This window comes from Ruegeria sp. AWH4_226 (genome assembly GCF_056159225.1).
Genome location: NZ_JBSWUU010000003.1, coordinates 399,524 through 424,364, shown reverse-complemented (window position 1 = coordinate 424,364; position 24,841 = coordinate 399,524). Strand labels below are relative to the sequence as shown.

The 24,841-nt window shown below is 55.2% G+C and carries 19 protein-coding genes and 2 pseudogenes; 5 read left to right on the top strand and 16 right to left on the bottom strand.

The genetic code is table 11. The annotated features are described in order from the left end of the window. Nucleotides 1-292: 292 nt before the first annotated feature. The 7 genes from ACXAET_RS20425 to bchE form a co-directional block, all read right to left on the bottom strand. Complete coding sequence (locus tag ACXAET_RS20425) at nt 293-2,065, bottom strand: adenylate/guanylate cyclase domain-containing protein (RefSeq protein ID WP_475189814.1); 1,773 nt, start codon at nt 2,063-2,065, stop codon at nt 293-295. Between the two features lie 74 nt (nt 2,066-2,139). Continuing rightward, nucleotides 2,140-2,760 (bottom strand): sulfotransferase family protein, encoded by a 621-nt coding sequence (locus tag ACXAET_RS20420; RefSeq protein WP_475189809.1) that lies wholly within the window; start codon nt 2,758-2,760, stop codon nt 2,140-2,142. A gap of 465 nt (nt 2,761-3,225) precedes the next feature. After that, nucleotides 3,226-3,504, bottom strand: coding sequence for a hypothetical protein (locus tag ACXAET_RS20415; RefSeq protein WP_475189804.1), 279 nt, complete (start codon nt 3,502-3,504; stop codon nt 3,226-3,228). Further along, a complete protein-coding gene (locus ACXAET_RS20410; protein WP_475189800.1) occupies nt 3,497-3,925 on the bottom strand; it encodes a hypothetical protein in 429 nt (142 codons plus the stop codon). Before ACXAET_RS20410 ends, ACXAET_RS20415 begins: the two co-directional genes overlap by 8 nt. A 201-nt stretch (nt 3,926-4,126) precedes the next feature. Then, complete coding sequence (locus tag ACXAET_RS20405) at nt 4,127-4,378, bottom strand: hypothetical protein (RefSeq protein ID WP_475189795.1); 252 nt, start codon at nt 4,376-4,378, stop codon at nt 4,127-4,129. A 92-nt stretch (nt 4,379-4,470) separates the two neighbouring features. Beyond that, nucleotides 4,471-5,133, bottom strand: coding sequence for a bacteriochlorophyll 4-vinyl reductase (gene bchJ / locus ACXAET_RS20400; protein WP_475189793.1), 663 nt, complete (start codon nt 5,131-5,133; stop codon nt 4,471-4,473). Beyond that, nucleotides 5,108-6,760 carry a magnesium-protoporphyrin IX monomethyl ester anaerobic oxidative cyclase gene (gene bchE, locus ACXAET_RS20395; protein ID WP_475189788.1) on the bottom strand — a complete coding sequence of 551 codons (1,653 nt, stop codon included), beginning with the start codon at nt 6,758-6,760 and terminating at the stop codon, nt 5,108-5,110. Before bchE ends, bchJ begins: the two co-directional genes overlap by 26 nt. A gap of 713 nt (nt 6,761-7,473) precedes the next feature. On the opposite strand from bchE, the gene rsgA reads away from it, so the two are divergent. Beyond that, on the top strand, nt 7,474-8,556 hold the full coding sequence (rsgA, locus tag ACXAET_RS20390; RefSeq protein ID WP_475189783.1) for a ribosome small subunit-dependent GTPase A: 1,083 nt from the start codon (nt 7,474-7,476) through the stop codon (nt 8,554-8,556). Between the two features lie 4 nt (nt 8,557-8,560). Continuing rightward, nucleotides 8,561-9,328, top strand: a complete 768-nt coding sequence (locus tag ACXAET_RS20385) for a VOC family protein (protein ID WP_475189778.1) — start codon at nt 8,561-8,563, stop codon at nt 9,326-9,328. A gap of 442 nt (nt 9,329-9,770) precedes the next feature. Here ACXAET_RS20385 and ACXAET_RS20380 read toward each other — a convergent pair whose 3' ends face one another. From ACXAET_RS20380 to ACXAET_RS20370, 3 genes are all read right to left on the bottom strand, one after another. Continuing rightward, complete coding sequence (locus tag ACXAET_RS20380) at nt 9,771-10,625, bottom strand: class I SAM-dependent methyltransferase (RefSeq protein ID WP_475189773.1); 855 nt, start codon at nt 10,623-10,625, stop codon at nt 9,771-9,773. A 90-nt stretch (nt 10,626-10,715) separates the two neighbouring features. Then, nucleotides 10,716-11,492 carry an AraC family transcriptional regulator gene (locus tag ACXAET_RS20375; RefSeq protein ID WP_475189770.1) on the bottom strand — a complete coding sequence of 259 codons (777 nt, stop codon included), beginning with the start codon at nt 11,490-11,492 and terminating at the stop codon, nt 10,716-10,718. Nucleotides 11,493-11,863: 371 nt separating this feature from the next. Next, nucleotides 11,864-13,069: a TCR/Tet family MFS transporter gene (locus tag ACXAET_RS20370; RefSeq protein ID WP_475189766.1), complete on the bottom strand. Its 1,206-nt coding sequence runs from the start codon at nt 13,067-13,069 to the stop codon at nt 11,864-11,866. A gap of 431 nt (nt 13,070-13,500) precedes the next feature. Here ACXAET_RS20370 and ACXAET_RS20365 point away from each other — a divergent pair, with 431 nt between their 5' ends. After that, complete coding sequence (locus ACXAET_RS20365) at nt 13,501-13,824, top strand: hypothetical protein (RefSeq protein ID WP_475189761.1); 324 nt, start codon at nt 13,501-13,503, stop codon at nt 13,822-13,824. Nucleotides 13,825-14,010: 186 nt separating this feature from the next. Here ACXAET_RS20365 and ACXAET_RS20360 read toward each other — a convergent pair whose 3' ends face one another. Together ACXAET_RS20360 and ACXAET_RS20355 are read right to left on the bottom strand one after the other, a co-directional pair. Beyond that, nucleotides 14,011-14,418: a (R)-mandelonitrile lyase gene (locus ACXAET_RS20360; protein WP_475189754.1), complete on the bottom strand. Its 408-nt coding sequence runs from the start codon at nt 14,416-14,418 to the stop codon at nt 14,011-14,013. Nucleotides 14,419-14,827: 409 nt separating this feature from the next. Further along, on the bottom strand, nt 14,828-16,774 hold the full coding sequence (locus ACXAET_RS20355; protein ID WP_475189749.1) for a DUF3604 domain-containing protein: 1,947 nt from the start codon (nt 16,772-16,774) through the stop codon (nt 14,828-14,830). Nucleotides 16,775-17,235: 461 nt separating this feature from the next. Here ACXAET_RS20355 and ACXAET_RS20350 point away from each other — a divergent pair, with 461 nt between their 5' ends. Continuing rightward, complete coding sequence (locus ACXAET_RS20350) at nt 17,236-18,363, top strand: linear amide C-N hydrolase (protein ID WP_475189745.1); 1,128 nt, start codon at nt 17,236-17,238, stop codon at nt 18,361-18,363. 207 nt (nt 18,364-18,570) lie between these two features. On the opposite strand, the gene ACXAET_RS20345 is transcribed toward ACXAET_RS20350, so the two are convergent. From ACXAET_RS20345 to ACXAET_RS20335, 3 genes are all read right to left on the bottom strand, one after another. After that, the gene (locus ACXAET_RS20345) at nt 18,571-20,631 is read right to left on the bottom strand and encodes an adenylate/guanylate cyclase domain-containing protein (protein ID WP_475189740.1); all 2,061 of its coding nucleotides are present in this window, start codon (nt 20,629-20,631) and stop codon (nt 18,571-18,573) included. A gap of 381 nt (nt 20,632-21,012) precedes the next feature. Then, nucleotides 21,013-22,857, bottom strand: coding sequence for a dihydroxy-acid dehydratase domain-containing protein (locus ACXAET_RS20340; RefSeq protein ID WP_475189736.1), 1,845 nt, complete (start codon nt 22,855-22,857; stop codon nt 21,013-21,015). A 207-nt stretch (nt 22,858-23,064) separates the two neighbouring features. Continuing rightward, a complete protein-coding gene (locus ACXAET_RS20335; RefSeq protein ID WP_475189731.1) occupies nt 23,065-23,343 on the bottom strand; it encodes a sigma factor-like helix-turn-helix DNA-binding protein in 279 nt (92 codons plus the stop codon). A gap of 140 nt (nt 23,344-23,483) precedes the next feature. Here ACXAET_RS20335 and ACXAET_RS20330 point away from each other — a divergent pair. Next, nucleotides 23,484-23,630, top strand: a pseudogene (locus ACXAET_RS20330) (transposase); the annotation flags it as partial. Between the two features lie 385 nt (nt 23,631-24,015). On the opposite strand, the pseudogene ACXAET_RS20325 reads toward ACXAET_RS20330, so the two are convergent. Further along, nucleotides 24,016-24,722 (bottom strand): annotated as a pseudogene (locus tag ACXAET_RS20325) (IS6 family transposase). Nucleotides 24,723-24,841: the final 119 nt, after the last annotated feature.

Below are 24,841 nucleotides of genomic sequence, written 5' to 3'. Positions count from 1 at the left end.
TGTCCGTGTCGCGGGGCGAACCGGACTGATGCACCCGGAGCATAGGTTATCGTTTAGTTGCCGGGCCGACAGCCACCTCGTCGCTGTGGCGCAGCTCAATTTTCCCAAAAGCTGTCGTTCGATTTGCACCGAATGAGCCGAGTCTTAACCAGTCGTTCGCCACGCAGGTTTTCGATGTCTCACATGCGGGACGAGCCCGCCCCTTGATTTGGAGGAATAACCGACTGGTTTTTTTGAATGACAGCGGCCATCCAAGGCAATGCGGCTTTCCCGCCGCCTCATCCCAAAACTGTCACTCAGGTATACCTGCCTGCTTGAGGCTGGTGACGACCTTGGCACGAAACGCATCGTTTCGGACCGGCAAGGAACGATCATAACCCGAGGCGCGCGCTTCCGGGTAAATAGCAAGTAGTTTGCCGGCGGCAACTCTGGCATCCTCCGAGCGCCCCAGCATTATGTACGCAGTGATCAGTGCAATATATGTCGAATCCCAGTTCGCGTTCAGAGCAATCGATCGTAGCGCCAAGTCGAGGGCTTTCTCAGCCCGTTCCATAGACAGATGCCCAAAGGCTGCCACAAGCAAGTGACTGAAGAAACTGGGGTCTTTAGGGCCAAGCATCATTGCACGGTCGAGCAGTCGCAGACCAGCTTCGTTGTCATCACCAAAAACCAGCGCACAGCCGGCCATCGCGTTCACGAAACCTGACCCAGGATTCATGTCCACCGCACGTCGGACAGCGTCAAGGCCAGCAAGGTAGTCCACGCGCAACATGGTTAGTGCGAACCCGCCCAGAACCACAGTCTGTGCGTCATCACTGCCTGCAGCGAGTGCCCGCCGTGCCAACTCTACGGCCAGTTTCGTGTCGTCGGCACCGTAACTCTCCCATGGGCGGGTAATGCGCTGCACGAGACCCCAAGCAGCATGCGCCAGCGCCGGCGCATATTCGGGGTCAAGATCGATCGCTCGCATCAGGAAATCGAGCGCTTCGAGGTTGCTTTGCGGATGAACGAGGTAAAGATGAGGCAGTGCTTGTAGCAAAAGATCATAGGCGCCCATGTTATCTGGGTGTTTGCCGCGAGCGCGTTCGATTTCCGCCTTGCGAACCGTGGGTTCGATGACGGCAACGACGCTTTCCGTGATTTTGTCCTGCAAGTCAAAAACGTCATCAAGTCGGCCATCGAACTTGTCCGCCCATAGGTGACTGCCAGTCTCGCTGTTAATCAGCTGCCCCGTAATGCGCACGCGGTCACCCGCGCGGCGCACACTGCCTTCAAGAACGTAGCGCACCCCAAGCTCGCGCCCGACCTGCTTTATGTCGACAGCGCGCCCCTTGTAAACGAAACTGGAATTGCGCGCGATTACGAAGAGTTGTTCGAATTTGGACAATGCCGTGATAATGTCCTCGGCCATGCCGTCAACAAAGTACTCTTGGTCCGCATCGCCGGACATATTGGTGAAGGGCAGAACCGCAATGGACGGCTTGTCCTGCGGCTTGGGCGGGGTCAATGTGTCAGTCTGGGGACCAAGCAGCTTGCTCGCGCTTCCCACGTTCAAAGCATAGACCTTCAGAGGTTCGGCAATATTCTTAAGTCTCTGGTCGCCCATATCAGTAACGGACAGGTCGAGCCGAGAGCGGACCTGCCTATAGGCATCTTCTGAGATGCAGATCGCCCCAGCATCCGCGATCCCCTCGAGTCGGGCTGCGATGTTGACGCCTTCGCCCATAAGGTCGCCGTCACCTTCTTCGACCACGTCACCGAGGTGAATCCCGATGCGAAACTCGATCCGCCGGTCTAAAGGCACACCTGCGTTGCGTTCAGCCATGATCTCCTGGATTTCGATAGCGCAGCGCACCGCCTGAACGACGCTGCGGAATTCCACAAGTGCGCCGTCGCCGGTTCGTTTGACCACGCGTCCACTATGCACCGAAATTGTCGGGTCAATAGCATCGCTTCGCAGAGTGCGTAATCTTGCCAACATGGCATCTTCGTCAGCGCCAGTGAGGCGACTGAAGCCGACAATGTCGGCAACCATTATGGCTGCTAGCTTCCTGTTCTCAGTCATGTGCATGCTGCGTATCGATGATGCAGAGTACTGTCCAATGCAAATGCTGCACAAGAGCCGACCTCGCCGGTCAGCTAGTTCCCCTTAATGTGCTCCCAGAATTCCGCTCGATCATTAGTTTTGGGATAAGGCTCATCAGGAACTGGACGATCGAGAAAACTGCACAGTGGATCCCAACCATCTTTCGCTTGAAATAACAGCAACTGCTCTGCTGGGATTGCGGCTTTGACTGCGTCTACATGCGCTTTAAACGCCGCTTCCAGCTCGGCGACATCGAGGCCAGGAGGTATGCCGTTTTGTATCAGAAGCTCGGTGACCATTCGCAGCCAGTCGCGCTGTTCTTCCGGGGCTTTGCTGATGTCGGACAGAGCCAAATATATGGTGTGCGAGAAGCTATCGGCCCAACTCTTGGGACTGCGATAACCGAGAACGAATTTCGCGTCTGGATAGGCTATGTGCAGCTCACGATAGAAACGGGCGGTTGGCCAGTCGACGGCGCTTTGATAACCACGATAAATCGCATCCCAATCAGGTTGTCCTGCAACAGCCGCTTGCCACAACGGTAACTGCACAGGCATGTGCGTCAGAACTTCAACCATGTGGTGACACGGCCCAAGCCCCAGCCGCTCCAGTGCGAGTTTCAGAGACATAGTGCCTGTGCGTCCGATTCCGGCGCCCACAACTTTCAAGGACATGGCAGGTTCCCCGCAGATTGCCCGCAACACTGCAGCTGCGCTAGATGTTAAATCAGCCTGAGGCAAAACCACCAACGGTTCAACTTTAAAAAAGGCAAACCTGTCCTTTGCGTAGAACTATGGCGGTTCTAGCAATAGTTTCAAAGATAAGCGTCCACGGCCATCTGTTACGACGTGCAAGGTGGGCTCTTTGCCGACCTTCTCTGCGTAGCGCACCAATGATCGGTCCGGCGTTAACGTACTATTTCGCCCCCAGCCGTAAGCGACCCAGCTGTGTGCCCGGTCATCACAATGACTGCCAGTCTGATCCTTTGCGCTAGCGGCTTCTGGGTATCTCCGCAATACTTCATGCGTCGCAGTCGGAGCCAACGACCAAGCTGCCGATAAAGTCAACAATATCGCATTCGGTTTCCCGAACCAATGGACCACCAAAGCCGAAGGAATCAGCGTTCCAAACTTGATTTCCTAAACCGCAACAGCGTGGCGCGCCTTTTGTGTTTGCAGATAGTCGTCAAGGGTCGATGCGATCACACGGATGAGCGGCAAGCCCAGAGATGTCACAATCGCTTTGGCACCGAAACGTTTTATCAACCCGTCTTTTGCGAACGCTGAGAGAGCAATCTGTGCATCAGCGAAGGTGTCGAGCGATGCGCCATGCCTGCCTGCAATTTCCGCTAGGTCAACCTTTCCGTTGCACATCAGATCTTCGATAGCTTCGGCACGCAACAGGTCGTCCTTAGTCAACTCCACCCCCCGTTGCTGTGGGCAATTGCCCGGCCTTTACCTCACGCGCCCAAGCCCCCGTTTCGGTGATATTCTGGACATAGGCGCCTGGTGTGCAACCGATGGACGTGGTGCCGACGCCAAGCATCGCCCCCGCCTGATCCGTCGTGTAACCCTGAAAATTCCGCCGCATAGTCCCGTTCCGCGCCGCTACCGCGAGCGGATCGGCCTCGCGGGCAAAGTGATCAAGTCCAATCGCGACATAGCCCGCGTCTTTCAAGGCCGCGCTAGCCTTTTCCGACTGCTCGTGGCGCGCGGGTACATCAGGCAAAGCGGCCTCATCAATCAGACGCTGTTTCTTGGCCATCCACGGCACATGGGCGTAGACAAACAGGGCAATCCGGTCTGGCGTGATTTCATTACACAGGCGGATCGTATTCATCAATGTGTCAGTAGACTGATGCGGCAGCCCGTAGATCAGATCAAAGTTGATCCCAGCTACCCCTGCCTAGCGGAGCACCTCGACCGCATGGGCCACCATGGCAGGCGGCTGAATACGGTTGATCGCTTTTTTGCACGCCCGGGTCAAATTCCTGCACACCAAAGCTGGCACGGTTAAAGCCGAGTTCTCCAATCGTCGTGATCATCTCATCTGACAGGCTGCGCGGTCGCCTTCGATGGCGAGTTCCGCATCCGGCTGAATCGTGAAATGCCGTGCGACCGCGCTCATCAGGCCGTCGAGGTCTTGCAGCAGCAGCGCCGTCGGTGTTCCCCCGCCACAATGCAAATGGGAGATCGTCATGCGCCCAGGCAAGTGCGCCTCCATCAGCGCGATTTCCTGCTTCAACGTCTTGGCATATTGCACAGTCGGGGTATCCCGCGAGGCCATCTTCATGTTGCAGCCGCAATACCAGCATAACTGGCGGCAGAACGGCACGTTGCGCGCGCGGTAGGGGCAAGGATGTCTCGGTCTTTCTTGGTATCGTTCTACTGCGCCGTAGCGCTGGATGATTTGATTTCGGCCAAACGCGCCGCTGTTGTGTTCCGACGCAGCACAAAGCGGCAAGGCAATTCCGGGTTCTGTGCATGACATGTTGCCTCATGGCAGGTCACATCCGGGGCCACCAAAGTCTGATAGAGCCGTTCAAAAACCGCCGAATGCCAGTGACACAGACAAACATCAGACCGTTCACCCGCAATCAGGGGATTGTCAGTCACCTCGAATGTCATCGGGTCCAAGACAGTAAACGCGCCCGACCCCGCGAACGTCCAGGCATGACGCGCGATGGCCTTAGCCAGTGTCCGGGCGGCAAAAGCGGGGGGGCTGGCTTTGAGCACAATTTGCACGAGCCGGGGAATCCGGTTGGCCAGAATGTAATCTGCCGTGGCCATCCCCGCATGAGCCGCAAGCGCCGGGGCCAATTCCGGCTCTTCCAACCGCAGTTGTCGGTGAAGCCGCGCCGCCATGGCTTCTGGGATCATGTCGCTCCCATCAGGAATATCAAAAATGCCTGCTCGCGCCAAAATCTGATCGCGCCGCTCACGCCCGCCCAGACGTTCCAGCACAGGCAGCAGTTGAAGCACCGCGTTGGGGCCGATCAGCCCCGTTCTGGTCCGGACTTCCTTAGACGTCCTCCATTTGCTGATCACCACCACCGCAGGCTTTTACCTCAGCACCGTTGGGCATTTTGAAGTCGCGCTTGCGTTCAATCGTCTGTGCCTTCACGGCGGCGCGACGTTCCTTCGCTCGGGCGGCTTTGTCCGCGCTGGCCTCCCAGTCTTCCATTTGCGCCTCGGCGATGGTGCGGCTTTCATCAAAGTGGAAATTCAATTTGTTTTTCGATTGTGGGCCGGTGTAGCCGACCTTGCCCAAGTCGTAGAAGGTCCGGCCCACCCCGGCCTTGAGAAAGGCATAGAGGCACCCCAGCAGGTACCGCCGCCGGAACCCGGTGCCCCTCCATGGATAGTGGAACAATGCCTTTTTCATATAAAAGCGGCGGTAGTTTTTCATGACCCCGTCCAGCAGTTCGCCGCGTTCCATCTTGGCGGGCTTCAGGATGGGGGTGACGAAGTTGTAGCGGCTAAAGTCGAAAACCTCGACCTGATCCTTAAGCTCCTGAAACAGCGGCGTGAAAGGCCAAGGCGTATACATGGACCAATTGGCCAGATCGGGCTGCCAATCCCATGCCATTTTGTAAGTCTCTTCCAGCGTCTCGGGTGTTTCGTTGTCCAGTCCCACTATGAACTGCGCTTCGATCAGGATGTCAGCCTCGCGCAGCAGACGGATCGCCTCTTTGTTTTCTTCAACCTTGGTTTCCTTGTTGAAAATATCCAGCTTCATCTGGGCGGCGGCCTCAGTGCCAAGGGACACATGGACCAGACCCGCCTCGCGGTAGAATTTCAGCAAGTCGCGGTCGCGGTAGATGTCAGTGACGCGAGTGTTGATGCCCCATTTGACCTTTTTTGGAAGGCCCCGGTCGATCAATTCCTGGCAGAAGGCCACGAATTTCTTCTTGTTGATGGTCGGCTCCTCGTCTGCGAGGATAAAGAAACCGACGCCATGATTTTCGACTAAGTCTTCGATTTCATCTACGACGTCCTTGGGGTCGCGCACACGGTAGTCGCGCCAGAATTTCCATTGGCTGCAGAAAGAGCAGGTAAATGGGCAGCCGCGCGCCAGATTGGGGATCGCAACGCGCGTCCCAAGGGGGATGTAGGTGTATTTCGACCATTCCAAAACTGTCCAGTCCGGTACTATCTTGGACAGATCCTTAACCGTCGACGCGGCCTGCGTCGCGACGATCTGGTCGCCTTCGATGAACGCAAGGCCATTGATCTTGTGGCGATCCGCCGGAAAGCGGCCATCTTCGATGGCCAACATCAGTTCCGTGCAGATCTCCTCTCCCTCACCGCGGACGATGACATCGATCCAAGGGGCTTCGGACAGGACCTGTTTATACATGAACGTCGCATGAACGCCCCCCATCACCCGAACTGCATCGGGGACGATGTCATGTGCAATCTTGAGGACCTCTTCAGCACGGTAGATTGATGGTGTAATGGCGGTGACGCCAACGACATCAGGCTTTAGGGCCTCCATCTTTTCTGCAAGGTCAGCATCAGAGAGGTCATCGGTCATTGCATCAACAAAGTGGACATCGTGGAAACCGCTTTGCCGCAGGTGGCCGGACAGATAGGCAACCCAAGCAGGTGGCCATGTTCCAGCGATTTCGGCTCCGCCTGATCTGTAGTTCGGGTGAACAAATAGAATCCGCATGTGGCCTCACAAGAAGTGTCAATTTTTTGTTACACATTTTATGTCTATTGTAATTGACATAAATCAAGGACGGGCAATTTATTTGTTGCAGTGCCGGTCGAGCCTATTCGGTTGGCCAACTTTTCCGGGTCCTGGAAGCGCGTACCAGCGCAAAGGTATATGACTGTCCAAGTGTTCAATTTCAGACTTCAAAAATGAAGCGCCAATGCTGGCTTTGCGCAGAAATCGGTGGATTTGGGTACAGGAGTATTGCCGCATGGCGATTCTATGACAACTTTCTTCTTCGGGCACACAGCAATTAGCCAGCCGCATCCGCAGCGAACATCGTGCGTCGTGCGCTCACAGCATGGAACAGCGACGACCGAGTTGGGCTCGAACCTGTCATTCGCTACAATTCGCTCGAACGACGGCCGAGCGGACAGAGCGGACATACCCTTTTTCCCCGCTGAATGGTCGCTAAAGCTAATTGAAGAAAAGTTCCAATTCAGCCGTCAACTGTTGTGTTGTGCACGGGTTCATCCTATGCACACATCAGCTGAAATGGAGATTTCATGTCCTGGTAAGGAAGGGAGGCAGCGCGCCTCCCGTAGCACATTCAACATCTGAAGCAATGCCGTCACTCTATAGCTGACGGCAGTGTTGATGTGCGCATTCATTCCCTACCACCAGCGCCCGATTCTTACTTGGGCCAAAGACATGAAAGTGAACACCCCATGACAAGGGACTACTCAGACTTCCTTCCAAATCGCGCGCGCGACGCCGGATTACACGCCAATCTCAGCCCTATTCAGGCACTGGGATGGCAACCCTTTTTCGCCCAACAGATCAGTGTGGAAGACTTGGCTTTGACACCTCCCGTTCGCGTTGTCGAAGTGCATCGCAATGGGCTGCACGTTGTCGGTGACAGCATCGATACGATACTTCCACCTAGAGCCGATGTAACTGTCGGGGACTGGCTGATGCTGGACCCCTCGCGCCCCCGATCCAGCAGGGTTCTCGAGCGTATAAGCCTCATCAAACGGCGCGCACCCGGAACCAACCGGCAGGAACAACTGATCGCGGCGAACATTGATACGACCTTTATCGTCACGTCCTGCAATCAGGACTTCAAAATGGCCCGGCTGGAACGCTATGCCGCCTTGGCGTTGGAAGCACGGATCACGCCCGTCATCGTTGTCACAAAGACCGACCTCGTGACGAACCCGCAAAGCTACATCGACGCGGCCCGCGCGGTATCGGACATAATCGACGTGGTCGCGCTTGATGCCCGCGGAGACGCGCCCCGGACAGAGCTGGCGGCCTGGTGCAAACCCGGCAGGACAGTGGCATTCCTCGGTTCGTCCGGCGTTGGGAAATCGACATTGGCCAATGCGTTGCTCGAGAGCCAATCCATTGAGACCCAGACTATTCGCGAGGACGACGCAAAGGGTCGGCATACGACGACGCGGCGCGAGCTTCATGCGATGCCCAATGGCTGTCTGATCCTGGACACTCCAGGCATGCGGGAATTGCAGCTTACCGATGCAGCAGACGGGATTAATGATCTCTTTGTCGATATTCAGGAGTTGGCCGCGCGATGTCGATTCAACGACTGCCAGCACGAGACCGAGCCGGGATGCGCTGTTCTGAAGGCTATTGATGACGGCGTTCTCGATGCCGTTCGACTTGGCAGATGGCGCAAGCTCATGGTCGAAGACGCGTTCAATTCCGCGAGCCTTGCGGAACGCAGGTCGCGCGACAAAGCGTTCGGGAAGATGGTTCGCGGCGTTAAAAAGCTCAAAGATGTCAGGAGGTAAGACGATGTCACAGCCGAAAGCAGGTCAAGTCGTATGGCACGATCTCTTTACATCGGACAGGGCGTGTTCGATGGCATTTTATGAACAGGTTGCAAACTGGACATATCAGGTCGAGCGGGCAACGGATTTTACCTGGGGTGGCGGTGAGAAGGATTTCATCCTTGCCCTTTCCGGTGACGAAGCTGGCGCCGGGTTGGCCGAGACACCTCCGGAGCAAGAAAATGGCTGGATCGCATACATCGAAGTCCCCGATGTAGACGAGGCGGTCAAGCGCGTCGGCACGCTCGGCGGCAGTGTCGTTCGGGAGCCATTCGAGGTGCCGGGCGTCGGGCGCAATGCACTCGTCCGCGATCCACTCGGCGCTCTATTGGGGATTTCGCTGTCACGGCACAGCTTCCCTGTGCCGCGTCGGCAGTTCGGCCCTGAAGTGTATGTTGGCAACGGGGATGACTTCCCGCAGGCATTCTATGCCGAACTCTTCGAATGGCAGGCCTCGCCCGGTCGACACAAAGATTGCGTCGCTCTTTTCGGACCTCGGGGAGATCTTGTTGCAATCCAAGATACCGCGTCTTGGTCAACCGGTTCAAACGCGGCTTGGGTCCCGTGCATCAAGGTTTCTTCAGTCTCCGATGCCCGCCGTGTGGCGGAGACCGAAGGGGCGCGTCCGGCTTCTGTGGATGTGAATGAAACTGTTCAATCCCATGACCCAATCCTGTGTGATCCAGACGGCGCGCCGTTTGCTCTCGGAGTCGAGCAGACAACCACTTTCTAGTTGCTCGCCTTTTTGCGAGAAACTGCAGATGTAAGTCCAAAGCAACGAATGTTGCAGAGCGTATCAATCCCTGCACTACAAGTCCGATAGAAAAGGACCGGTGCCGACACAGGGTCTGTGCGGTCGAAACCAATAGCAAACAGGGCGCTGGATGCTTCAAGACGGTTGTTGTTCTGAATGCCCTCGGCTCTGCACGCGCGCGCTGGTTTTGGCAGATGTGGCTTGAATCGACACCCACCAAATAGCAGCGGCGCCCAGAAGGAACACACCGAAGCCTGCAAAGAAAAAGCAAACAAAAAGCATTGGGGACATGGACATACTGATACTCCTTAACGTACGCTTCGAACATCAAAAAAATAAGCCGGTCTTAGTAGATGAGATTGATACATATCAACTCAGATGCCGGCGCCATTTCGATTTGCCAATAGTAGTGGTGCCACATCTAACCAATCCAAGTCTGCAATGGTCTAGCCACGATGGTTATTGTGTCGGCAGTTTCATCGTTTGCACCAATTCCGCTACTCATGTTTTCAACCTTAAAACCATGTGCCTGCAACTCGGCCTGTATGCTCTCCGGAGAAAAGTACTGTAACCAATTGTAGATGCGCCAGATCTTACCCTCTTCCACGATCGTGAATAAATCGAGCGACACGGCATCGGTCGGATAGCACCATGTGCTCTGGAAAACAAAACAATCATTCGCAGTCCAGAAGCCATTCGCTTGACTGCGCGAGAGCACGGTGCCTTCAGAAACCTCTTCAAAGGCCATTGTTGAGCACACATCAAAAACAAACGCGCCATTCGGCAAAAGGGCATTCCGGACCTTGCTCAACAAAATGCTTCTTTGAAATGGTGAAAGAGGGCAAAAATCGCAATAGATCAATGTTATCAGATCTTGCCCGGAAGGCAGTTCGTCAATGAGATAGTTCGCTCGTCGAAACGACAGCGAACCGCGATCTGAAGTGGCGTTTTTGATCGCATATGCTATGGAATTTGCCGAAAAATCGAGCCCTTCTACAAACGCTCCACTTTGCGCGTATCGTTCCGCATAAAGGCCGGGACCGCAGCCCAAATCACAGACCTTTTTACCGTCCAGACCAATCCGATCATCCAGCCAGGCGACGGTTTGATCGACAACAGGAAGCGTACGGGACGCCAGCGGTGTATTCTGGTCTAAATGCGTTTTGAGCATTTGCTGCGCCAGATGTGGTTCAGTCCATAGAGTTTCCGCCGTGTAGGCGGAAAACAATTCTGGCTTTTGATAGATTTCGGACAGTTCTTCAAATAGGAGTTTCATCTCTCGTTCACTTTGCTGGGAACATGCCCTGAATGCCTCATTGACCAGTTCACTAACCTCCGGCTGGCGCGACTGTCTTGAACAAATCGGTCAACTCAAGAGCGCGCCGTCTCGTGCCAGACTAGCAAGTTGTCGTGGCGTGTGGCCCATGAAGCGCTTCACCTCTCGGGTCATGTGAGCCTGATCAGCAAATCCACAGTTCACAGCCACATCGGCAAATACGGCTCCATCTTTGGACAACATGTCAACGGCTTGCCGAAGGCGCACGATCTGCGCATATTGCTTCGGAGATAGGCCCACACTGTGGGTGAACCGACGACTGAGTGTGCGCACCGGCGTGCCCAACGCTTTCGCTAGGTTGCCTAAGCGCGCCTCTCCGGGGTTTTCACCAATAAATGTGAGCGTCTCTGCAACGTCTGAGGATATGACGCCAATAGACTGCTTAGCTAGGCTCAGGTTGAGAAAGTCCAACAGGCATTTGACATTCTGGTATTCAACCTGAAGGTCGCGCAGTCCAGGCACACGGCTTAGCGCAGACTGCCCTTCAAACAATCCTCCCATCATTGAACGCAGAGACTTGGTGAAAAATGCTCCGCCGGAACCAGGCTTAAACCTAATCCCAACATAGCCTTGATGCGCACGCGAAAAGACGGAATGCGTAATCATAAAAGGTGGTGCAATGATCGGTACAACATTTCTGATCAATCCTGTGGAACCAACATCAAAGCTTAGAATTAAGTCGGCGCGCCCGTCCGGCACGATGCAATGACAGCTGGTTTTGGAGCCGAAAAACGTCCAAACCGCGTCGACTGCTTTGCTCTCCTGAAGGTCGCTTTCGATTTCGTGGAAACCATGGTACAAGTCCAACGTCCATTCTCCTTTTCGCGAATTGTTCTTGGACCACTTGGATCGTGCCTACAACCCAGTGCAGTCAGTATTGGCGACTGGTCAGGCAACAAGGTCTCAAGGCAGACATCCCAATTGCAGAAGGGATTCCATCATCCAAACACGGTCTGTTTGCGAGGAAATTGATATAGCCGACACTTGTTCAAAGTTCAGCACCTGACAATATGGGCTCGTTGTCGACCTCGGGTGCACTGCGGTATTCGCAAGGTCTATGTGCTTGCCGCGGTCGCACACGGTGGAACCGGCCCTTTGCCCTAGAGGCGCCAATGGCCGTAACGCGGACAAAGCCGTTTTGACGCGCCGAAGCAAACTTGGTCTGAAATGATTGACCTTCAAACGGATGCATGCCCCCGCAATCGGATCACCAGCGGCATCATAAGCAGAACCAGTGCGGCCGCGAAAAGGAACGGTGCACCAGGGAAGTAAAAACCTGTTGCATCAACGGATTTCTGAAACAATCCGGTCATCACCAAGGGAGATAAAACTGCAGCAACGGATGACAGCGAAGCAATAACGCCCTGCACGACGCCCTGCCGATCTTCATTTACTTGGTTCGATGCCATCGCTGTCATCAACGCTGGTACAAGGTCAGATAACGCCGCAAGAACAAGGAAGATGATCAGGGCCACAATCGAACTGGTGAAGCCAAAGCCGATCATCCCGATCAGCGCCGAAATCATGCCTAACATCAGCGTGCGGAAATCTCCGATCCACCTGATAAAAATAGGCATTAACCCCCCTTGGACCAAAGCTAGCAGCACGCCGTAGGCCGCAAGCGACAGTCCGATATAGAGTGTCGGCCAGTCGAATACTTCGCGCGTCCAGAATGCCCAAAGCGTTGGGTAGACCATATTGGCAAACTCAAAGATAAAAATACAAAGGAGGGGCACAGCTAGGCCTGGTAAGCGGAAAGCATCGAAAATCGACTTGAATGGGTTGAGGTCGCGTTTTCCAAATGCGCGGCGTTTGTCCGGCGTCAGGCTTTCTGGTAGCACGAAGAAACCAAACAAGGCGTTGCTTGCCGATAGAACCGCCGCAATCCAAAACGGTGCCGCGATGCTGATTTCTGCAGCGATGCCACCCACAGCTGGTCCTAGTACAAAGCCGATCCCAAACGCCGCGCCGATAAGGCCAAAATTCGCCGCCTTTTCCTGAGGAGAAGATATGTCGGCAATGTAAGCCGTCGCAGTGATATAGGTCGCCCCTGCAAGGCCTGCGAGGGTCCGCCCGAGAAGAAGAAGCCAAAAACTGTCCGCCATAGCCATGATCACATAATCCAGTGCCAGCATGACAAGCGCGGTGATCAATATTGGCCTGCGGCCAACTGCATCTGAAATGCTGCCGACAATTGGGCCACACAGGAACAACGCTCCTGCGTAGGCAGCCATCAGCAAACCACCCCAGAGCGCACCTTGCCCAGTATCACCCGCGCCAACCCGGTTCATCAAGTCAGGCATAATCGGGAACACTATACCGATGCCGATGGCGTCGATCAGCAGTGTTAGTAGAATGAAGACAATAGCACGGTTTTTGAACATACCGCCCTATCGAACGGGAACACAGGCAAAGCAAGCTAAAACAGTTTTCTATGTTAGATGTAGATCCCACCAAAAAACTGCAAAGGAGTGAGCCGCTGCTTTGGGTTCAGTGCGGTCATCCAATGATATTTCGTGAGCGTCTTCTATGCGCTCGAAGCTGACACCCGACAGACTTGACTGAACAGCGACCGGCCTATTTTAGAGAAAAAGGGAATTTGGAATGAACAGATGGATTTATTTTGGGTTCGCGTTGCTGGTTTCAGCGTGCAGCCCACCGCCCCAAGCTCCATTGGTCACTGACGCGAACGGTCAGACTGCCATCCAAATCAATACAAGCGGGCTGACATGCTACGAGTCGACTTGTCTGGAGATCACAAGGGGCAGCGTTCGCGCGATCGGGCACAAGAGAGCCCGGATCCCAAGAGGTATCGATGTCAGCAGCGGAACCGTCACCCCAGACGAGTTCAAGCGGATGCGCCAATCGGCGATGCTGGCGGGCGGACCCGGTTCTGGCAATCGGTAAACGGAAGAGAGGTCGCGATATGTTCAACGATGACGTCCAGGCACGATGCCCGGAATGTGGATCGCCGGATACGGTGATTACGGGTGAGAAAGCTGCCTGCAAGGCATGTGGGCACGAGGAGCTTTTTCTGCTCAATGGGGCGGTGCGCGACGGAGCGCATGAGGTTGTGGCCAACGCGCAGAAAATGGCGCGAGCGAGAGACGTTCTGCAGCGATGGGATTTTGCAGGGTAAATGGGTGGCTGAGGAGGCTCAAAACCCAAAAAAGTGAAAATGCGCTGTGCGGGCCTCTCAGAAACAAAACGAGGACCGCGCTTGTCACAAGAAAAATTCGTACCCCTTTGAATGGGTGAAGAATGAGTCAGGACGGATTCTAGAGGCGTTATTCTGCTGCGACTTGCGCGGTAGGGCTCACGCGCTTCATTTTGCGCGCGCTGCTCTGTATTCCTCGTCTGAGACATGCTCCATCCAATCCGCAGTCTTGCCCTCGACAGACGTCTGCACAGCCAAATGGGTCATCGCACAGTCTGGCGACGCGCCGTGCCAGTGCCGCTCTCCCGGCGCGAACCACACCGTATCGCCAGGCCGCAACACCTGCACTGGCTGCCCCTCAGACGCAGCCAGGCCCAGGCCCGACAAAACATGCAGCGTTTGACCGGCAGGGTGCGTGTGCCAAGCTGTCCGTGCGCCGGGCTCAAAAGTCACTGTAAGAATCTTGACCGGCGAGGGGTCATTTCCTGTCACAACGGGATCAAAGCGGACCGTACCGGTGAAATACTCATTGCCGGGAAATTGAGAAGGCCGGTCCCCGGCGCGGTGAATTTCCATGATGTGCTCCCTCGTTGCGTTGCACCTGGGGACTTAGCAGATTTCCGATTTCAACCCCAGAGGCGCGCCGGGTCGACGCGGTCACCTGAGCGCCACCGTCGGATGTCCACAAAGCGACTGGAGCCAGTCATTGATTTGAACAGGAACTACGTCCGAGGCGCGAAATTCGAACCGCCCCTTCGCTGCAACCACAACCGACTAACGAGGAGCGGGACAATGCAGCCGCTAGCACCTCGGCGGGCAGCTGCTGCAAACTTCGCATTTTGGTCTTTCGGCTTGCTCGGGCAATGACTGTATTGCAAGCTTTGCCGACGTCGTGATGCGACTGGTACATCTCAAAGATCGAGGAAGCACGATCTTGGGGAAACTGTCGCCAGTGGCCCTCAGAATTTCCGTATGAAGTCAGATATCAGTCCGCAGGCGTGTACCAGATCGGAGAAGTGTACGCGCGCTCGGTGGTAATCATCGGCACCTCTTCAGGCATCTCAATTCCAAAGCGAACCGCCTCATAGGCCGTCCAGCGCGGCGTCGGTATCTCAATGACCCGCGCGTAATAGAAGGCCGATTGCGTTGGGTCGAAATCGGGATCTTCCCAGACGCCGATGAGTTCCGAGGCACCGATTGTGTTGGTCCAGGTCGCGTTTGCGACATCGACGGTGTTACCGACATCAGGCAGCTTGCCGTCCTCGTCCAGCACACGGTCGCCGGACCAGACCACATTGTAGACCTTCTCCTGCGTTTCGCCCTCGGCGTCGATCCAGCCTTTGACGATCTGGATGCGGTCGAGATTGCCGGACAGGAAGTCCTTTAGCGCGACTACGAGGAAGCTCGGCGCCTTGCCTTCGGGCGCGGTTGAGAGGTTGCCACCCATTGGGACGCCTTTAGCGTATCCCTCGTCGCCCGGTGTGCGGCTTGCGGCATCTTCCTCGGTAAAAGCAAATCCACCAAAGAATCGAACCATCATGCGCGAACCGGTCGTGGCGTAGGTTTCCTTGCGCATCATCGCGTCAAAGATCGCCGCGCGGGTGTTTTCCTGCGCCCAGACCGCGGCTAGGCCGCCGGCGGCCTGTTTCCAGCCATAGATCGTCAGATCCGGGTCCGGCGCCTCGATTACGACATGTTCCCAGCGATTTGGCTCTGGTTCTACGCCCGAATGCTTGCCGAAGAAATTGTCCTCCTGTGCAGTGGCCATGCCGGTGTGGGAATCTGTCGAGCCAACCATACCGAACTTGAACGGATTTATGCCGAGAGTCTTTTCGATCGCAAGGCCGCGTTTCAGGGCTTCGCGAGCATATTCTCCGGCGAGCATTTCTGGTTCCTTCACCTCGGTTCCGTTGAGATTAGCGGCATCCCAGCTGTCGAAATCGGCGAATTCGTCGTCGGGGCTGAGGAACGGGTGTGCCTCACCGTCGCCTTTGATCTGGGTGGCCTCGTAGAGCGGCTCGAAACGGGCACGTGCCTGCGCGATCTCTTTGGTCAGCGGCGAGCCGTCGTAGGCAGCCATCGAGAACATCCGGCCATTTGAAAGGTTGCCGTTATGCGGGATCGCGAGCACTTCGCCCCCGGTTCGCGCCTCGTAGTCGGCCAGGTATCTCCAGAGATCCTCGGGGTTCTTGCTGTCATATTGAGAGAAGGGACGGGTCTGGTTCGCTCGGATCGCGCCGTCGCGGAACAGCACGTTGCGGTGTAGGTTGTTGGCGCCCTCGGTTGTGTATTCATAGCCGATGATCGCCGAGAATACGCCCGGCTCGTTGTAGCGGTCCGCCAGCGCAGTGTAGTCTTCCCAAGCGTGCCGGATCGCCTTGGGGTTGTCGATCGGCGGTTCGTCGTCAGACAGAGACGCGACAATCTCCATCGCGGTATCGAAGGCTTGCTGGGCATCACCTGAGGTCAGCGCCTCGTACCAGGCCTTGCCTTGATCTGTCGACAGCACCTCGGCATCGCCAGCAAGAAGCTGCGGCATCAGCCCGTACATTTCAGCGTGGTCGGAGACCACGAGCCAGTCCAGCGGGCGGGACAGCTTTGCCCGCAACCCGTGGGTAGTCGTGACTTCCTCTCCACGCGCGAAACGATAGGCATCTTCCTGCGAGAGGCGGGTCATGGTGCCGGCATCCACCGAGACCATCGTGTGCAGGTGCGAGTCGCCCCAAAGCGGCCGCTGTGGGAAATGCCGGCCCGCATAAGGCGAGAATGCGTCTGGTGCGAGAACGGCCTCCGTGTCCGCCTGCTCCGTGGTGTATTCCTGCGCGGCCCCCGGACCACCGGAAATCAGACTGGCAATTACGACCGAGGCAGCAAGCGGCGTAAGCGTTCGGGCAGGTATGATGACCAAATGGGTCAGGATACGCTTTCTCATGACTTTCCTCCCAAAAGCAGAAAAAGGTGATGGCAGCAGATTACCTTGCGGCAAGTCGATGTGGCAACGATCATCGCCCGAGATAACTGACGTAAACACAGCTAATCGGCACACGCGGTCCTCCGCGTCATTTCGAAGGATGTCCGCAACGTCAGCAGGCCACGTGTTCGTCCAGGCCGTGGCATTGGTCACGGTGGGCTCGCTGTCGTCGTTGGCTGTGGTTTGCCGATGACCGTTCTGCGGACAAAAGGACCACTTGGCTCGCAGATTTGAATGACTTCTTTTCGACCTGTGCAGCCAAATTGGCCAATACGAATTTGTGTGGGTTTTCTTTGCGTTGTTAGAGCTCAACCCGAGGAGCCCCAAAAGCGAATTTGACTCGCTTTGCCGCTGCTCTGCTGCGAATGTGATGGGACTAAGTTTGATCCGAAAATCCCATTCTGAAAAAAGGAGTAGACACCGTGTGGTCCTTTGCCCGAGTGAAGCATGTCGTTTTGAACGCAATCACTGTTTCATGCCTATTTGTATCTTCTGGATACGCCTGCACAGGCATCACCCTCACAGGCGCGGACGGTACTACAGTTTTCGCGCGTACTCTCGAATGGGGAACCTTCGATCTTACCCCTGAAATACTTGTTATTCCTCGAGGGACTGACATGAAGGCCTCCGCGATGCCTGATGGCGCGCCAGGCCATCAGTGGACCACGACCTATGGGGTCGCGGGCATCACCGCACTCGGAAAGCCACTGTTCGGTGATGTGATGAACGAAGAAGGCCTGGTTGTAGGCACATTCTATCTACCGGGTTTCACCGAGTATCAGACTTATGAACCGGGATTTGCTTCAATCTCTATGAGTTCGTCTGACTTTGCGGGTTTTATCGCGACGCAGTATAGCACTGTTGCTGATGTACGGTCCGCTCTTGATGGGATACGCGTTGTGCCAATTGTGGAACCAGCAATTGGTATTCCACCGCCACTCCATTTCATGGTGTCAGATCCGAGCGGCGAAGCGATCGTTATTCAGTATATCTCAGGTAAGCCGACGATTTTTGAAGCCCCTTTGGGGGTAATCACCAATGCTCCGAATTATGACTGGCACGTCACCAATCTGAACAATTACTTAAACCTGTCGGCTGTGGCTCTCCCACCAGTGGAGGCAGCGGGTCAAAACTTTGCACCGCTTGGTGCTGGCAGTGGCATGCTGGGTCTGCCCGGAGACTTCACGCCCCCGTCCCGATTTGTCCGAGCCGTTGCCTTCAGTCAGACCGCTCGGGACACCGAGGGTGGGTTTGATACGGTGCGCGAAGCATTTCGAATTCTCGACAACTTCAACGTTCCGATAACTGCCGCTGAAGGCGATGCCGCTACAGACGGAACTGACGACCTGATTTACAGCGCAACACAATGGACAGCAGCCAGTGATCTAACAAACAAACGGATATATTATCACACGCAATGGAACCGGAATGTACGTATGGTCGATGTCGGCGCCATTGATTTCTCAATCACAGATCTCGCGGTGACCAGGATACCGTTGGATAGCTCCCGCGACCCGTCCGTCGAGGCGATTGATCTCACAGGCAGTTGAGAATTTCAGTCTGACTGTCCTAGGCTCAGGACTCACAGCCAGTAAATGAAGAAAGCGGCGACACGCTATGGCCGAGAGGAACACCTTTGGAGATCGGTCACAGCGTGTCGCCGCTTTCTTTATCTACTAGGTGATGAATCCTGACCCTAGATATAAAATGTGCGTAAAACGCCGAGATCGAAACGCTCAAACTTGATCGAATGCAATCTAAATATCTTTTTTGGTTCTCGTTACAGCACGCCAGTCCTCGATTGGTGGCCTGTCTAGCAAACGTTGGGCGTTGGCCATCATTGCGACTGAGGCGGGATCCCCGTTTCGGGCCTGATCTGCGGCCTCGAATGCTGCAACGGCCTTTTCGAACTGCCCCGCCCGGTAATGTGCAAGTCCCTGTTCATACAGCTCAATCCAAGCAACGGATCCATCAAACCCATCCTGCATCGCGATCAGTTCATAGACAATCAGTTCTTCGGTGCGTCCGAACACGGCAAGCGTGTCCAGTTCACGGACCACAATCGAGCCGGCGGCCTGACGTCTCGTCTCCTCTCCGATCAGGATAAGCGTACCAAAGTCTTTATTTGCACTTTCTAACCGGCTGGCAACGTTCACGACATCACCAATCGCGGTATAATTCAGACGCTGTTCTGAGCCGATATTTCCGACCAGAGCCTCACCGCTGTTGAGCCCGATCCTGACGCGCAGGGTGTTGCCGGCCTCATCTTTAATTTCGGACGCATCCACGGCAGCGACAAGGTCCAACGCTGCGCGGCAGGCATTTTCAGCGTGGTTGGTATCTTTGCGCGGTGCGCCCCAAAACGCCATAACTGCATCGCCAATGAACTTATCGATCGTTCCGCTGTTTTGAGTAATGGCCAAAGAGGCCGCACTGAAAAAGGGCTCCATGAGTTGGACAATCTTGGGACCAAGTTTTTCGGACAGACCAGTGAACCCCGTAACATCACAAAACAAAACGGAAATTTGTTTAATTTCTCCGCCTGGTTGTATCTTGATGCCCTCAGCAACCAGCATACGCACGAGATCCGTGGGCACGTACTTTCGGAACGCAGACAAACCTGCCGCCATACTGGCGGTCGCCGCAGAAAGATTGGCCAGCTCAGACAGGTTGGAGGGTCTGCGCGCAATCCGTTCGACGTCAAAGCGTTCAATTTTGCCTAGATCTTCAGCGATGCGAGCCAACGGATTTGCCACAACTCTGCGGATCAGCCAGATCGCCAGCCCAGTTGCAAAAACCACCACAACGATCAACACGTAAATCAGGTCAATCAGCGTTTCATCGATGCCCGAAAGAAAGGCCGCTTCGGGTATGACTGTTGCAACGCGCCAACCGTAAAACCCAAGGGGCGTCAACGCCACCGCATAAGGCACACCGTCGATGACGATACGTTTCGTCAAATTGCCCGAGGTATTCGTTTGGGGGTCGGCCAACAGCTTTTCGCCCGATATCATGGCGGCTTCGAAAAGCTTGCCCTCACCCATGCGCGCCGGAGTAATCTCATCCGCTTCAGCGTCGGGTACTGCAATGACCTTGCCATCAGAGTTCAGAATAAATGCCGCGCCAAACTCGCCTGGTGCAAGTGTGGCAAGAAAGCGGGACAAACGGTCCGTTTCGATCGCAACGGCCAGAATCCCTTGCCGCGTTCGGTTGACATCTATTGGCCCGGCGAAGGCGTAAATGGTTTTGTCACTATCCGGAAGATCGCTCGCTTCGATCCACCCGGCGGAGTTGAGGCCCATGAAGTTTTCAAACCAGGCATGTTCGCGCGGATCATAGGATGTTTCGGTAAAGGTCCTTTCTTCGAACTGGATGTCACCGGGAATGAAGATGTAGCGGTCTTTCCGTAACATTCCGTCCCGAATACCCTCGTCGATTTCAATCATCTCAAGCCCGCCGTCACCCAGGCGATGTGACGCGAAAAAATTTCCATCGGGCCAGCCGAAAAAAATCCATGAGATATTTGGCTGCGCCTGCAATTGTGACAGAAAGACAAACTCTCGCTTGTCGGCCTGTCGTGTCGCTATAACGTTCTGTACGAAGATAGTGCGCACGGCTGCCCAGGCGGCTTCGGCCGACCTGAGGGTCAGGCCCACTTCAATGCGCACAGTATTTGCAATCTGGCCGTTGATTTCAGCCGCCAGCATACGGCTATTGTCGCGCGCTGTTGTCCACCACAGGAAATGAACGATAAACGTCGATACCCCGATGGACACAGCCACCAGGATTGACACAGCGATGCCCACGCTTAACCGCAACTAAGTCTCCGACAAAAACCTCTTATGCGTTAGTATTGAGTTGAGACTGCGGGGAGGGCAAAATATTCTTAGGCCTAACGTCGATATCTCACGCAACTGTTAGATGCAGGCCAAGAATTTCGTCGAAGCAGACACCATAACAGTATCTGCGGCCCTTTCCGGACCTTCATCTCATAATCTCCATCCTGCGGCGCAGCCCGTCGAACCTGCCATTCGCTGCGAGCGCAAAACCAGCGACTGCCTGATCATGATCTGAAAAGGTCAATTCACGCCCGGGATCTGCCCGTTTCAGAAAATCGTGAAATTGACCGTCTAAACCGTTAGCTCAAAGAAATTTCCAAGGTCGGAAGTGAACTTCGCGACGGAAACCTTCTCAGCTCATTATCTAAAGCGATTTTGTGGTGTGAAACCTGTCAACTCCGGTTCGCGGGGTGAGTTCACCCACAACTCCCGGCCAGGGTGAATGCCAGCGCCCTTGACGGCGGAAACCGCCGATTGGCGCATGCGGTATAGCAGCCGCGTATCGGCCAGTCCGCAATTCGGGTGAACACCTCCATTCGCAGCTACTTCCGCCTCCCATTTGGTTTTTCGTGCGGACACGACCTGAGGATCGTCAAGGACCGGTGCGTTCAACTCATTGACGTTCAGATCCGCAACAATTTCGTCGCCGTCCTCGATCAGTGCGATCGGTCCACCAAGCGCAGCCTCTGGCCCGACATGGCCGATAACCAACCCAACCGAGCCACCAGAGAACCTGGCATCCGTCATCAGACCCACGGTGATCCCGCGTTCGCGGCAGATCGTCGTGATGCGGGAAGTCGGGTCGAGCATCTCGGGCATTCCCGGCGCTCCGGCCGGACCCTCATATCGAACGATGATCATATCGCCGTCATCAAATCCCATTGGATTGGTATCAAGCATGTCCAGCAGGCCGGCTTCACCTTCAAAGACGCGGGCCTTGCCGCTGAACACGTTGTTTTTCAAACCACCTTCGACACCCGCCAGCTTCAGGATAGCACTGAATTCGGGTGACAGATTGCCACCGAGCAGGCGTAGACCGCCTGTTTCCTTGAAGGGGGTCGAAACAGGATAAATAACGTCTCCATCTGGCGCACGGGTTTCGAGCCGTTCGATCTGCGCCGCCAGCGTTTCACCAGTGCAGGTCGGAACGTCGCCATTGACCATTCCTGCGTCCATCAACTCTTTGACAATCACCTGCACGCCGCCGACGCGGTCGATATCGACCATCGAGTACCGTCCATAGGGGCGCGCATCAGTCAGGACAGGCACGATTTTCTGGGACCATTCGTTGAACTCTTCCGGTGTGACGATATCGCGCCAAAAGTTCCCGAAACCTGCTGCGCGGCCAATTTCCGGTGCGTGCAGAACCACATTTGTTGATCCTCCGATTGCCATGGCAACGATCAAAGCATTGCGCAGCGAGTCCCGTCCAACAATGTCGCGGGGACGCGTCTGGTTTTCGATCATCTTGGCAAGGTAGCCGACGAGCTGAGCGGGAAACTCCTCCATACGTCGAGGGTCGTCAGAAGGTGGCGCAACCATGTGTAACGGCTGCATACCAGCAACACCGATGAAGGTCTGCATTGTGTTGTAGGTGAATATCCCACCACACGAACCATAGCCCGGGCAGGCAAGACACGCGATGCGCTGGCGGTATTCGGCGTCTTCATTGCCGGCAACCTGATAGGCCGAGATGATGTCGATCCGCTCATTCGAATCCGGATCACGCGCCGGATGGATCGACCCGTCAGACATCATGATGGCAGGCTGATTGTGTTCCAGCAGCGCTGCGAGCGTACCGACCGGAGGTTTGTCGCAGGCTACAACAGCAATCGTTCCACCCAGACCTGATGCGGACAGATGCTCGCAGAACCCGTCATTGGTGACTTCGCGGCCGATCAGTGAATACCGCATCTCTTTCGTCCCGTTGCGGATCCCGTCCGATGTGGCAACAGAGTATTCGGGCTGAATAAGACGCATGGCAATCTTGCCGGGTTCCTTGCCGATCTGTTCACGCAGCGTTGCATGGATGGCTTCAACCTTGGGCTGGACGCCAAGATAGCACTGACTGTCCCCTTTGGTGCCGACGACGCCGATGGATGGCGCATGAATAAGGTCTAAGTCGGTGCCAAGTTCGCGGGCAATTCCATAGGCCTGTGAGTTGCGCCCTGGATGTTCGTCTAGCAGTACGGGATTCTTTGACATGTCGTTTTTCCAAATTGTCTGTCTGCCATCCTTGCGTGCGCGACTTAGGGCAGGCGTGGCGGAGGATTGATAGGTTGGGGTTTCCTGGTCTGGTCTTCAGAAGGATAGAAGCGAAGTCTGCTTTTGATGTCAAAAGAATGCGGCATAAACCGGCCGTCACACGAGATTTGGATTTGTACGGCTGTCACACAGGCTATGGGTAGGTAACTAAGAGAAATAGTTTGCGCCGAGGTCCTTCAAAGAATAGTTCTCCCGCAGTCGTTCGAAGCCGCGTTCACGCAACTGGCGAACCCGTTCCTTTGAAATGCCATACCGTTTGCCAAGAACTTCCTGCGTCGCAGGCGGGTCGCGCAATTGAGTCGCGATAACAATGTCGCGCTTGGGTACTGGTAGGTCCGACAATGGGTCGACAAATTTGCGGCGTAGGCTTTCAGTTTCCAACTTCTGCAAAGACGTCAGATCTTTAAGACCTTTCAGATCAACCAATTTAGCAATCCGTTAGTCACCAGAAACACCTAGTTCTAGACCCGTCAATTTGATTGTCTTCATCTCGGCGACCTGGTTCAAGCCCCCGAGATGCAGGGGGGTTCATAACGAGCAGTCTATTCTGGCTCACCGACGAACAGATGGCGCGCCTTCAGCCTTACCTTCCAAAGAGTCTAAGCAAGCCGAGAGTTGATGATCGTCGCGTGCTGAGTAGGATTATTTACATCAACCGCAACGGGTTATAATGGTCCTATGCGCCGCGTGAATATGGGCCGTCAAAGACGTTTTAAAATCGCTGGAAACGATGGAGCGATATGGGTGTATTCGCTCGGATCATGTTCGGACGCCTGAAGGATTGGCGGCGCGTCGCCTCCCGATACGACGGATGCCCAAAGTCTTCCTGTCGGCCATCGCTCTGGCGGCCGCCGTGCTGTTCTGGTTGTGAATCAATGAAGTTAGAGCCGAAGCACGTCAATTTCTCAGGAGTTGGTGAGATTGCTTCGTTTTCTAAAACACCGAAGCTACTTTCAGCTGGATTGTTATGTCCCGGGCAAAGCTATTTCGAGAATGCTGGATATAAAGATTCCGGCACAGCAGTATATCCGGCCATAGGATGCAGAGGGTATTGCCAAGTCGTCAGACGTGGATTGGATTAAACGTGAGACCGCGCAATCAGGCCGATATTTCGGCAGCAAGACCGTCCCACAGCCTGAACGCGTCTACTCTGGCATGGCGGTAGGAGAGAGTGGGAAGGCGATAGCGGCGGGGACGAAAGATCGTATTGATTTGGTCGTGGGCGCCGAGGAATCGTTGCACGTGGCGCGGTGACTTGAACCGACCCGTCATCTTTCCCCGCTTTTGCGTCGGCCGGAGCGACCCCTCGATCCGGTTGTTGAGCCCCTTGTGCGCCCGATCGTCGCCCGGCGCGTTGGCCTTGATCGGTTTGGTATAGCTTCGCCGCTTGTCCGTGATCTCCACACGCGGTTCATCGTAGACCGCAACCAGTCGGCCAAAGAAACGCTTTGCAGCCTTTGCATTGCGGTGAGGCTGGATCAAAATGTCGAGTACATTTCCATTCCCATCGATTGCATTCCACAGCCAATTTTTTACGCCGTTGATCGGGACGCCTACTTCGTCCATAAGCCATTTATCGTGCGGCCGGGGCCGGACGCATCGGATGCAAACCGCAAGCTGAGACTCGAAACGGTTCAACTAGAGATGGACCGCTTCACGACTGACGATGACGCCACGCTCCGCCAGGAGCTCTTCGACATACGCCGTGCTGAGAGCAAATCGATGATATGCCCACACCGCATAGGCCATTAATCGCGAGGAAAACGGAAGCCCTTCATTCGCGGCAGTGAGGTCTTTTTGGTCATGGTACCGCGCTGTCCGAAAGGGAAAGCGCGTTCAACTTGGCAATGCCACAATGTGTACAAACTAGATTTTTCGATTGTATGCTTAAAGGACCGGACAGACGCGACATACGGTCAGCAAT